Genomic DNA, 10,444 nt, shown 5'->3' on the forward strand with positions numbered 1-10,444 from the left:
GGCACAGAATGACCTGGTGGTCGAGCCCGGATGACGATGAGCCGGAGTTCGACGAATCGAGCGTGCGGATTCGCCCGGGCCGTAAGGGCACCAAACCGCGCACCAAGACCCGGCCGGAGCACGGCGACGCCCTGACCGGGCGCATCCTCTCGGTCGACCGCGGTCGTTACACGGTGATGCTCGACGAGAACGAGCCCACCGAACGCCGGGTCACCGCCGCGCGCGCCAGCGAGTTGCGCAAGCACGCCGTCGTCACCGGCGACCGCGTCGACATCGTCGGCGACACCACCGGCGCCGAGGGCAGCCTGTCCCGCATCGTGCGCATCGTTGCCCGCGAGACCCTGTTGCGACGGAGCGCCGACGACACCGACGCCGTGGAGCGCGTGATCGTGGCCAACGCCGACCAGATGCTCATCGTGGTGGCCGCGGCCAACCCGGAACCGCGCATCCGTCTCGTCGACCGCTATCTCGTCGCCGCCTACGACGCCGGGGTCTCCCCCATCCTCTGCATCACCAAGACCGACCTCGCCGACCCCGCCGAGTTCCTGAACAACTTCGCCGGCCTGGACCTGCCCGTATTCCAGAGCCGCGACGACGCCATGCCCCTCGAGGAAATCTCCGCGGCGCTGGTCGGCCACGACACCGTCTTCGTGGGCCACTCCGGCGTGGGCAAGTCCACCCTGGTGAACGCCCTCGTGCCCGACGCACACCGCGCCGTCGGCGTGGTCAACACCGTCACCGGCCGCGGCCGGCACACCTCCTCGTCGACGATCTCGCTGCGGCTCGAAACGGATGCCGGACGCGGCTGGGTCATCGACACCCCCGGCGTGCGCTCCTTCGGCCTGGGCCACATCAACACCGACAACATCCTGCGCGCCTTCACCGACCTGGCCACCATCGCCGAGAAGTGCCCGCGCGGCTGCACGCACCTGCCCAGCTCGCCGGACTGCGCCATCAACGAGGCCGTGGCTGCCGGAACCCTGGGCGACACCGGAAAGGCCCGCCTGGACTCGCTCCAGCGCCTCCTGGCCACCTTCGCGGCCGCGCCGGCGCACCGCCCGGGTGAGAACTGACCGGTAGCGTGGGTTCCATGACGGATTCCACGCGGCTCGCAGCCGGCGACACGGCCCCAGACTTCACCCTCACCGACCAGGACGGCGCCTCCGTCAGCCTGGCCTCCTACCGCGGCCAGAAGGTCGTGGTGTACTTCTACCCGGCCGCCATGACCCCGGGCTGCACCACCCAGGCCTGCGACTTCCGCGACAGCCTGGGCTCGCTCGCCGCGGCCGGGTACCAGGTGCTTGGCCTGTCCAAGGACACCTTGGCGAAGCTGGCGTCCTTCGCCGAGAACGATCACCTCACCTTCCCGCTGCTCAGCGACGAGGACCTCGCCGTGCACCGCGCCTACGGCGCCTGGGGAGAGAAGAACCTCTACGGCAAAATCGTCACGGGCGTGCTGCGCTCGACCTTTGTGATCGATGAGGCCGGTCTGGTGACCCTGGCCCTCTACAACGTGAAGGCTACCGGCCACGTTGCCAGCCTGCGCAAGAAGCTCGGGATCTAACTAGGGCTCGCGGCGGCTCGTGGCCTCGACCACGCTGCGGGTCAACAGCAGCACGATCACGAGCACCGACGGGATGAGCAGCGCCCAGCCGAGGTCCGGCCTGGCGTAGAGGCCCTGAAAACAGCCGATGGCGACGAAGACCTGAACCAGCTGCCAGGTCACGGCCGCCGCCCGGATCCAGGAACGCCCGCGGAGCGCGCCGACGGTGATGGCCGACACCCAGACCGCGGCGACGATGGTGAGCACCAGAATCGCCAGTGCGCTGGCGAAGGAGGCGGGCTGGTCGGTCAGCAGCTCCAGGATCAGCCACAGCACGGCCGCCCAGAGCAGGGCGGCTTCGGCGGCCAGGAGCAGCACCAGCGCGATGAGCGCGCGGGACCGACGGGCCGGCTTGGGCGCGTCCAGGCCGTCCTGGCTGGGGTCGAACGGTTGTCTCACAGCGATATCCCATACAAAACTATTGATTTGACATCCCTATTATGGGACCATATTTAAGGCCCGGTTGACGCTCACAGGGTGGTGAGCAGATCTCTTCGCAGATCTGACCTTCCTGCAACCTGGGCATCCCCGCATCTTCGGCCGATCGGCCAGGCATCCCCCCGCAATAAAGGAGCACCCCTATGGATTGGCGCGATAAAGCAGCCTGCCTTACCGCTGACCCGGAACTTTTCTTCCCGGTCGGTAACACTGGTCCCGCAGTCGACCAGATCGAGAAGGCCAAATCCGTTTGTGCCCGCTGCAACGTCACGGAGGTTTGCCTTCAGTACGCTCTCGAGACCGGGCAGGATTCCGGCGTCTGGGGCGGCCTCAGCGAAGACGAGCGCCGCGCCCTCAAGCGCCGCGCCGCCCGCGCACGCCGCGCCTCTTAGAGCCTCTCCTCTAGCTTCTAAACGGGCGAGCAGCTTCGGCTGCTCGCCCGTTTTGTTGTATCGCGACGCGGTGCCGCCGGTTGATTCGATCAGTCGAATTCCATGAAGCGCAGCGGGATCTCGATGGTGACCTCTGTGCCGCTGTCCATCATGGTGTGCCAGTCGATCGTGCCGCTGAGCTCACCCTGAATGAGCGTGCGGACGATCTGGGTGCCGAGCCCGGATCCGACCTTGCCTTCCGGCATCCCCGAACCGTTGTCACGGACGCGCACGGTGAGGGTCTCCTCGTTGCGCTCGGCCTCGATGGCGACCTCGCCCTCCCGGCCGGCGAGTCCGTGCTCGACGGCGTTGGTGACGAGCTCGGTCAGTGCCAGGGCCAGCGGGGTGGCGTAGGCGCTGGGCAGGATGCCGAAGCTGCCGGACGACTTCGGGTGCGCCGTGGTGTTGTGCGCAGAGGCCACTTCGGCGATCAGCAGCAGCACCCTGTCGAACACGGCGTCGAAGTCCACGTTCTGGCTCAGGCCCGAGGACAGGGTGTCGTGCACGACGGCGATGGCCGCCACCCGGCGCATGGCCTGGTTGAGGGCCTCGCGGGCGGTGTCGGAGTGGGTGCGCCGCGCCTGGATGCGCAGCAGCGACGCCACGGTCTGCAGGTTGTTCTTGACCCGGTGGTGGATCTCCCGGATGGTGGCATCCTTGGTGATCAGCTCGCGCTCCTGGTGCCGCAGCTCGGTCACATCGCGGGAGAGCACGATGGCGCCGATCCGTTCGCCCCGGTTGCGGATCGGGATGGCGCGCAGCGACACCGTCACCCCTCGGGCCTCGATGTCGGTGCGCCACGGGGCCCGGCCGGTCACAACCAGAGGCAGGGACTCGTCGACCACAGCCTTGCCGGAGAGCAGGCTCGTCGTCACCTCGGCCAGCGACTCGCCCTCGAGTTCGTCGGCGAAGCCCATCCGGTTGAACGCGGAGAGCGCGTTGGGGCTGGCGAAAGTGGTGACGCCGTCCAGATCCAGCCGGATCAGGCCATCCGACGCCCGGGGGGCGCCGCGCCGAGGACCGGTCGGGGCACCCAGGTCGGGGAAGTCGCCGGAAGCGATCATGGCGAACAGGTCGTTCGCGCAGTCGTTGAAGGTCAGCTCCTGACGGCCGGGGGTGCGCGTCTCGCTGAGGTTGGTGTGCCGGGTGAGTACGGCGATGGGCTCCGGAGTGATCTCGGCGCCGCTGGAACTGATGCGGCGGCGCACCGGGATGGCCCGCACCCTGGTGGGGGTCTCCTCGTACCAGTCCGGCGCCGTGGTGTCGATGATCTTTGCGGTGTCGAAGGCCTCGGTCACCTGCTTGCGCCATTCGGCCTTGATCTCCTGGCCCACGAAGTCCCGGTAGAACAGGGTGGCGGCGCTGGACGGCCGGGCGTGGGCGACGGCGACGAAGCTGCCACCGAGCGTCGGCACCCACACGACGATGTCGGCGAAGGCGAGGTCGGCCAGCAGCTGGCCGTCGGATACCAGCATGTGCAGCCAGTCGACGTCCTCCGCGCTGTTGCGGCCTTGGGCAAGTACGAGATCACTGAGCGTCGACACGTGACCAGCCTATGTGGTGCCGCAGCGGCGGATACGCCATGCTCTCGATATGACCTCTGCTGTTCCTCCGACTCCCGCATCGCCCGCCCGGCGAGACCCGGCGCTCTGGGTGGTCCTGGGCCTGATCATCCTTCTCGTCGCGGTGGCTCTCGTCGTGGTGTTCACCCGGAGCGAGCCCGCCCTCCTCGACGCCGGCACGCCCGGCGGGGTGGTGCAGCGATATTCGACGGCGGTGTTGGACGGCGATGAGACGAGCGCAGCCCGCTACCTGAGCGCTGCCGCACTGGCGGACTGCGACAGCGGGGAGACCGCGGCGGACTCGTCGGCCACCGACGACATCCGGATCAGCCTCGTCGACACCACCGAACGAGGCTCGACCGCCGACGTGCGGGTGCTGATCGTCACCTCGTACGGCAGCGGACCGTTCGGGTCGTCGGAGTATGAAGCAGAGGAGGCCTTCGAGCTGGTGCGGGTCGACGGAGACTGGCTCATCGACGAGGCACCGTGGCGACTCACCGTGTGCCCGCCCCGCAGCCAGGGAGACACCCCGTGACCGCGATGACGGCGGCGACCCCGCCGCGTCCAGGTGCCGCACCGATCGTGCGCAGGGTCGTGGTGTACACGATCCTCTTCGTGCTGGTGGTGCTCACGGCGAGTGGTGTGCGCGACCTGCTGGGCCGGCTGTTCGACGTGGTCACCGGTGAGCAGCTCGCCGGCACCGACACCGTCGGCCTCGCGGTGTCGCTGACCTTCACCCTGATCGCTGGACCGTTGGCGGCGGTTCTGGGCTGGTTCGTCTGGCGCCGCCTGGTCGATCCGCCGGAGCGGGCGTCGCTGGCCTGGGCGTTGTACCTGGTGGGCATGGGCACGCTCGCCCTGGTCGTTTCAGCCACGGCGCTGCTGAGCGCCGTCGCCGCCGCCGTGACCGCTGAGGCCGTCACCGCCGAGACGGCGACGGGTCTGGTCTGGGCGGGCGTGTGGGCCGGGCACGGGTTTGTGCTGCGCCGAACCGACCGGCGGCCCACCCGGCTGCCCGGCACCGCCGCGGTGCTCGGCGGCACGTTCGGGCTGGTGATCGGGGCCGGCGGCGCGGTGACGGCGCTCACGATACTCGTGGACGAGGCCCTCGCCGTCGGGCTGGGCACGGATGGTGCGGCCGGGTCAGTGGGGTCGCCCTGGTGGACCGGTGCCGTGCAGGCCCTGGTCTGGGCGGCCGGCGGCGCTTCGGTCTGGTGGTGGCACTGGCGCCGCGACGGTGGCCGCACCGCCGGGACCGCCCTGGCCGGGGTGGCCCTGGTCGGTGTCGGCATCCTGGGTGGTGCCCTGCTGACCCTGGCCGGTACCGGCACCGTCGTGTTCGTGCTGCTACGGCTGGCCGTCGACAGCACCGACGCCGTTGCGGTGGTGTGTGAGCCGCTGGGGCCGGCGATTGCTGCAGCCCTCGTCGGCGGCCTGATCTGGGTCTATCACCGCGGGGTGGTGCGTCGGCGGACCGCCGCTGTGCGCCAGGCGAGCACCCTCGTGACCAGCGGAATCTCGCTGGTCGCCGCCGCGACCGGGCTCGGGGTCATCGTGAACGCGCTCCTGGCCACCGCGACCACTCCGCTGGCCGGGTCGGACCCCCGCACCCTGCTGCTCGGCGGCATCAGCTCGCTGCTGGTCGGCGGGCCGGTGTGGTGGCTCACCTGGCGGCCGGCCACCGGGCCGGCGGCCGACCCTCGCCGTTCCGCCGGCCGCAGCGTCTATCTCGTGGTGGTATTCGGCATCAGCGCCATCGTCGCCCTGATCACACTCCTGGTCATCGGCTTCCGACTCTTCGACACCGTTCTGGCCGGCGACCCCGGGCTCCTGGACCGTATCCGAGCGCCCCTCGGATTGCTGGCGGCCACCGCTCTGGTGGCGGGATATCACTTCACGGTCTGGCGCCAGGACCGAGCCGCGGTCGCCGCGGTCGCCGCGACCGCTCCCCCGGCTCCGCTTGCCAGCGCCCCAGCCGCCCCGCCGGCCGGGGTGGTCGGCGAGCTGGTGCTGGTCATGGGTCCCGGCGCGGAGCCCGTCGTGACGCATCTGCGCCGACTCACCGGCGCACCCGTGGTCTATTGGCAGCGGGCCGGCGGGACCGCGGTGTTGCCGAATCCGGCGCACGTCGAGCAGGCCCTGCACGGCGTCAGCGGCGACAGGGTCCTGCTGATAGTCGGCGTCGACGGCACACTCACGGTGATCCCGGTGGCGGCGGCTCAGGTGGCCTGAGCCGTTCGCCGCCAGGCGAAGACCCGGCGCCACGGCCGCCGGGCGGGGTGGGCATCCGGGGCCGGCAGCAGTTCGTCGCGGACGAGGGCGAGGATGCCCAACCGGGCCGGTGACCGCGGCGCCGCGTCCCGCAGGGTGCGCCCGGACAGCACAGCGGCATCAACCCCGGCCTGGTCATGCGGCACCAGAACGGCCGCGTCGATGCCGCCGAACCGCCGCAGCGCACTGCTCACCTGGGCGGCGGGAGCCGGGCCGACGGCGCTGGAGCGCACCCTGTTCATCACGACGTACACCCGATGGGTGCTGATCACGTCGGTGAGATCGCTCCAGGCGCGCAGGAACCTGGCCATGCCCACAGGGTCGGCCAGACCGCAGGCCACCACCCGGTCGGCGATCCCCAGGGCGGCCAGTGTCGCCGCGTTGCGGCGGGGCGCGAACAGGTCGCTCGAGATCTCCTCGTCGCTCTCCAGACTGAACCCCGTGTCGAGCACCACGTAGTCGGCCCAGCGCCGCAACGCCGAGATCGTGCCGCTGACCCGTTCCGCCGACAACTCGGGCCACCTGGACGGTCGTCCGATCCCGGTCAACACCCAGAAGGCGCCCCGTGGCGAGTTGTAGCGGTGGGCGATGCGTTCCAGTTCGACCGGCGTGAGGGTGTCGGAACCGGACAGCCGGCAGGCCGCCGCGAATCCAGGCGCCTCATCGAGGAGGCCCAGGCTCGGCGCTATCGAACCGCTGTAGGTGTCGACGTCCGCCAGCACCACGGTGTGACCCGCGGCCGCGATCTCGGCCGCGATGTTGATGGCCAGGGTGGTGCGGCCGGGAGCCCCGGCCGGACCCCACACTGCGATCACGGTGCCCGATCCGGTGAGTCCCGCGGTGACGTCGTCGGTGAACGCGTTCGGGTCCGACTCGAATGCGTCGGATGCGTACGGGTCGGATGCGTACGGGTCGCCGGCCGCGGAGTCGGCGGTGGGGGTCTCGGCCCTGGGTCGGCGGCGGGCCCGACGCGCCTCCGGCCGATCGGCTCGCCGGCCCTCTTTCGCCCGTCGTCCGGAGCCGGACCGTCGGGGCAGTACGGGAGGGACGGCGTCGGGCGGTGGGTCATCGTCGATGCGCAGCGGGATATCGCCGCCCTCCGTCAGCACGCGTTCGATTTCGGCCCAGGCGGCCTCGGCGTCGACGACCTCGTGCAGCCCGAGCTCGGCGGCGTAGCGGCGCTCCACTTCCGTCGCGGCGAGGGCGACGACGCGGATGCCGTTCGCGTCGCTGGCCGCGAGTACCTCGATGGTCAGGGTGCCGGCCGTTGCTCCCACTATCAGCGCCTCTGGGTCGTGCCGGTCGATCGCGGCGAGCAGTTCGCGCACGTTCGCCGGCCGGGCGACGATCACGTGCCCGTGCTCGATGATGTCGGCGAGCAGCCGGTCCTCGGTCTCCCGGTCCAGGGCCAGGGCTAGCAGCGTCATCGTCAGCCTCCGATCGGGGCGTTCACGGCCACGAGGGACAGCGCCTCGTCGTTGGCAATCGCCTCCAGCACCGCCGCGACCTTGTCCTTGGGCACCAGCACCTCCACGGCTCGGCCGTCACCGGACTGGATCAGTCCGGACGGCTCCAGGATGCGCACGATGGCCGCACGACCGACGAGGACGGCCGGAGGGCCGAACAGGCCGCTCTCGACCTCGCCGGCTGACCACACATCCACGACGGACCCGGCCGCCAGGCTCGTCGACAGCCTCCCGCGCAGGTCGAGGACCAGGCTCGTGACGGCCTCGCCCGCCCGGGTTCCCACGGCGGCCGCCGGGACGAGTTCGCCGGCGGTGACGGTGCGCGTTACGACCAGGCCGTCGGCGGGGACCAGGGAGGGGGTGAGGTACAGCTCCACAGCCGCCCCGATCCGCACTTCGGTCTCGACCAGGTCGGCCGCGTCCAGACGATCGCCGACGGCCAGCGGCACCCTGGCCGCATACACCGCGACGGTGCGGTCGCTGCCGGCCACGACGACACTGACCCCGACGATGGAGGCCACGACGAGAACCAGGCCGAGTGCGAACCGTGGATCGAACCAGAACCGGGTCTTCGTCGATGTCGTCGGTCGGCCCGAACCGGCCGGCTGTCCTGTCCTCATCCGCGCACCTCGTCCACTGTCTTATCCACTGTCTCGCTTATCCACTGTCTCGCCAGGTTCAGGCTGGCTACCATCGTGACGGGACCTGGAGCAGCGCGCTGAAGTTATCCACAGGTCGTCGGCTCACCCCACGGGATCGGCGAACACGACGGATAATCGTTCTCATGAGCGATCCCGTATCCTCCGCATCGGTGGGCCGATTCCTGACGCTCGCCGACACCGCCCAGATCCTGAATCTCTCGCTCGCCGCCGCGAATGATCTGGTGCGAACCGGTGAGCTGCCCGCCATCCGCATCGGCGCCACCGGCGCCTGGCGGGTGGAGCGGGTCGTGCTCGAGTCATACATCGAGGCGAAGTACGAGGAGGCCCGCCGGCTGTCGCTCTGGGAACAGTCCGACTTCGGCAACATCCCCGAGCTGTCCGGGGGCCGGATTCTGCGCCCCGACGAGCTCACCGATCCCCCAACGGGCGACGACACCCCGCCCTGATCGTCTCAGTCCAGGCGCACCAGGTGGATCTGGTTCAGCGGCACGATCCGGTACTGCCGCACCTCACCGGCCCGCCTAAGGGTACCCGGCGCGTGCACCGCCAGGTCCACATGATCCCGGCCCACCCTGTCGATGGTCCCGGTCACCGGCCCCACCCCGGTCTGGATCTGCAGGCTCTTGCGGCGCCGGCACAGATCTCGCAGAACGAACGAGAGGCCGATGCGGTCGACGAGCCGGGCCGGCGCCCCCGTCTCGACCGCCAGCGAGTCCGGCACCTGATCGGGCTGCAGGATGACTGCGCCGATACCCGCAAACGGGAGTATGCACTGCGGGCTGCCGGTACCGGCTTCGAGGAGGTCGGCGGCCAGCCAGTCCCTGCCGAATGTGGTCGGTCGCACCGTGAGGACCTGGCCGTCGACAAGCACCACCCTGAGCACCCGTGACGGCGCCGGACCGTTGACCACGCCGGTCAGCCGTTGACGGAGCGCCAGCCGGCCCAGGCGCAACCGCTCCTCCTCCGCGCGCAGCTCGAGGTCCTCGGCGTTCAACTCGTTCTCGAGCTGACTTTCGAGGTCGTCGAACAGATTGTCCCAGCGCACACCCCGACGGTAGTCGGCTGGCCGCCTGCGACGCTGACGTTATCCACAGCCGCCCGGACAAGCCTAGACAGACCGGTTTTCGGGTGGTTGAGTGTCGCCCAAGGCCTCAGCCGTCTCGGGGTCGATCCGGTGTTCCACCCGTTAGACAGCCACAACAGCCCGCTCTCCTCGTCGACACCACGGATCCATGCATCTGGAGCAACCCATGAGCGATCCACTTGCCGAGCCCGACCCCCTGCTTTCGCCGTCTGCGAACGGCCCCAATCCCCGGGGCACTCCCCCCGGCGCGGCCGCTCCCGACGTCACCCGCGAGTCCGCCGAGGGATTCCAGTCCGACGATTTCTTCGACCATCAACCGACGTCCCGCGCCGTGCTCCCCGATCCGGAGCCCCTGCTGATCAACCTCACCCGGTGCGTCATCGAGGTCCTGGCCGGCGCCAGGGAGCTCGACCAATTGGCTCGCTGGGTGAGCGACGACGTCTACAGGCACCTGCTCAAGCGGGTGGTGCTCTCGGCCAGGGCCCGCGCGGTCAAGGGGCAGCGCGCGCAACGCCCCGCCATCACGATCGGCCGGGTGAGCATCAACGAACCCAGGGACGGCATCATCGAGGCCGTCGTGATCGTGCACAGCAAGGTGCGCGTGCGCGCCGTCGCGGTGCGCCTGGAAGGGCTGGACAACCGCTGGCGGGCCAGCGCCATCAACGTGCTCTGACCCTGCGGACGCCCCTGCGGCCGGCCGACTGTTGCCCGAGCGGACAACTGTGCCCGGTGTACCGGACGCAATTGTCCGCACCGGGCCCAGTTGTTTGGCCGCGTGCTGCTTACTTCTTTTTGCCCTGGGTGCGACGCTCGGCGCGGTTGTTGGCCGCCGGGGTGTCGGACTCGGCGCGCTGGCCGAAGGCACCGCGCTGCGGCGGGCCGGCCGGCACGGCCGGTTCAGCGTCGGCGACGGCGGGCGCGGCGGCG

12 protein-coding genes are annotated in these 10,444 nt (G+C 70.2%); 7 read left to right on the plus strand and 5 right to left on the minus strand.

What is annotated here, in order from left to right:
• The first annotated feature begins 8 nt into the window (after positions 1 to 8).
• Both rsgA and bcp read left to right on the plus strand, forming a co-directional pair.
• Positions 9 to 1,073 (plus strand): ribosome small subunit-dependent GTPase A, encoded by a 1,065-nt coding sequence (gene rsgA / locus E3O57_RS10850; protein WP_103460869.1) that lies wholly within the window; start codon positions 9 to 11, stop codon positions 1,071 to 1,073.
• A gap of 17 nt (positions 1,074 to 1,090) precedes the next feature.
• On the plus strand, positions 1,091 to 1,564 hold the full coding sequence (bcp, locus tag E3O57_RS10855) for a thioredoxin-dependent thiol peroxidase (protein WP_103460872.1): 474 nt from the start codon (positions 1,091 to 1,093) through the stop codon (positions 1,562 to 1,564).
• Here the strand turns inward: bcp and E3O57_RS10860 are convergent, their stop codons facing one another.
• Entirely contained in the window at positions 1,565 to 2,002 is a 438-nt protein-coding gene (locus tag E3O57_RS10860) for a hypothetical protein (protein WP_241990378.1), read from the minus strand.
• 182 nt (positions 2,003 to 2,184) lie between these two features.
• Between E3O57_RS10860 and E3O57_RS10865 the strand changes: the two genes are divergently transcribed.
• On the plus strand, positions 2,185 to 2,433 hold the full coding sequence (locus E3O57_RS10865; protein WP_035837005.1) for a WhiB family transcriptional regulator: 249 nt from the start codon (positions 2,185 to 2,187) through the stop codon (positions 2,431 to 2,433).
• An 89-nt stretch (positions 2,434 to 2,522) separates the two neighbouring features.
• Here E3O57_RS10865 and E3O57_RS10870 read toward each other — a convergent pair whose 3' ends face one another.
• Positions 2,523 to 4,016, minus strand: coding sequence for a sensor histidine kinase (locus E3O57_RS10870; RefSeq protein ID WP_088455328.1), 1,494 nt, complete (start codon positions 4,014 to 4,016; stop codon positions 2,523 to 2,525).
• Positions 4,017 to 4,065: 49 nt separating this feature from the next.
• On the opposite strand from E3O57_RS10870, the gene E3O57_RS10875 reads away from it, so the two are divergent.
• Entirely contained in the window at positions 4,066 to 4,569 is a 504-nt protein-coding gene (locus tag E3O57_RS10875; RefSeq protein ID WP_103479685.1) for a hypothetical protein, read from the plus strand.
• A gap of 5 nt (positions 4,570 to 4,574) precedes the next feature.
• Complete coding sequence (locus tag E3O57_RS10880) at positions 4,575 to 6,266, plus strand: DUF5671 domain-containing protein (protein ID WP_103479698.1); 1,692 nt, start codon at positions 4,575 to 4,577, stop codon at positions 6,264 to 6,266.
• On the opposite strand, the gene E3O57_RS10885 is transcribed toward E3O57_RS10880, so the two are convergent.
• Together E3O57_RS10885 and E3O57_RS10890 are read right to left on the minus strand one after the other, a co-directional pair.
• Positions 6,254 to 7,732 carry a septum formation inhibitor-activating ATPase gene (locus E3O57_RS10885; protein WP_103479686.1) on the minus strand — a complete coding sequence of 493 codons (1,479 nt, stop codon included), beginning with the start codon at positions 7,730 to 7,732 and terminating at the stop codon, positions 6,254 to 6,256. The genes E3O57_RS10880 and E3O57_RS10885 overlap by 13 nt on opposite strands.
• Positions 7,733 to 7,734: 2 nt before the next feature.
• The gene (locus E3O57_RS10890) at positions 7,735 to 8,391 is read right to left on the minus strand and encodes an SAF domain-containing protein (RefSeq protein WP_088455325.1); all 657 of its coding nucleotides are present in this window, start codon (positions 8,389 to 8,391) and stop codon (positions 7,735 to 7,737) included.
• A gap of 164 nt (positions 8,392 to 8,555) precedes the next feature.
• Here E3O57_RS10890 and E3O57_RS10895 point away from each other — a divergent pair, with 164 nt between their 5' ends.
• On the plus strand, positions 8,556 to 8,879 hold the full coding sequence (locus E3O57_RS10895; protein ID WP_103460881.1) for a helix-turn-helix domain-containing protein: 324 nt from the start codon (positions 8,556 to 8,558) through the stop codon (positions 8,877 to 8,879).
• A 5-nt stretch (positions 8,880 to 8,884) separates the two neighbouring features.
• Here E3O57_RS10895 and E3O57_RS10900 read toward each other — a convergent pair whose 3' ends face one another.
• Complete coding sequence (locus tag E3O57_RS10900; protein ID WP_088455323.1) at positions 8,885 to 9,478, minus strand: hypothetical protein; 594 nt, start codon at positions 9,476 to 9,478, stop codon at positions 8,885 to 8,887.
• Between the two features lie 205 nt (positions 9,479 to 9,683).
• Between E3O57_RS10900 and E3O57_RS10905 the strand changes: the two genes are divergently transcribed.
• Positions 9,684 to 10,190, plus strand: coding sequence for an Rv3235 family protein (locus E3O57_RS10905; protein WP_174776453.1), 507 nt, complete (start codon positions 9,684 to 9,686; stop codon positions 10,188 to 10,190).
• Positions 10,191 to 10,444: the final 254 nt, after the last annotated feature.

It is taken from the genome of Cryobacterium sp. TMN-39-2, from assembly GCF_004402745.1.
Lineage (GTDB): Bacteria > Actinomycetota > Actinomycetes > Actinomycetales > Microbacteriaceae > Cryobacterium > Cryobacterium zongtaii.

Bases quoted from the DNA above. Each gene is read 5' to 3' on its own strand.
- E3O57_RS10885 (WP_103479686.1), bottom strand. From the start codon at position 7,732: ATGACGCTGCTAGCCCTGGCCCTGGACCGGGAGACCGAGGACCGGCTG.
- bcp (WP_103460872.1), top strand. From the start codon at position 1,091: ATGACGGATTCCACGCGGCTCGCAGCCGGCGACACGGCCCCAGACTTC.
- E3O57_RS10880 (WP_103479698.1), top strand. From the start codon at position 4,575: ATGACGGCGGCGACCCCGCCGCGTCCAGGTGCCGCACCGATCGTGCGC.
- E3O57_RS10895 (WP_103460881.1), top strand. From the start codon at position 8,556: ATGAGCGATCCCGTATCCTCCGCATCGGTGGGCCGATTCCTGACGCTC.
- E3O57_RS10875 (WP_103479685.1), top strand. From the start codon at position 4,066: ATGACCTCTGCTGTTCCTCCGACTCCCGCATCGCCCGCCCGGCGAGAC.
- rsgA (WP_103460869.1), top strand. From the start codon at position 9: ATGACCTGGTGGTCGAGCCCGGATGACGATGAGCCGGAGTTCGACGAA.
- E3O57_RS10905 (WP_174776453.1), top strand. From the start codon at position 9,684: ATGAGCGATCCACTTGCCGAGCCCGACCCCCTGCTTTCGCCGTCTGCG.
- E3O57_RS10890 (WP_088455325.1), bottom strand. From the start codon at position 8,391: ATGAGGACAGGACAGCCGGCCGGTTCGGGCCGACCGACGACATCGACG.
- E3O57_RS10865 (WP_035837005.1), top strand. From the start codon at position 2,185: ATGGATTGGCGCGATAAAGCAGCCTGCCTTACCGCTGACCCGGAACTT.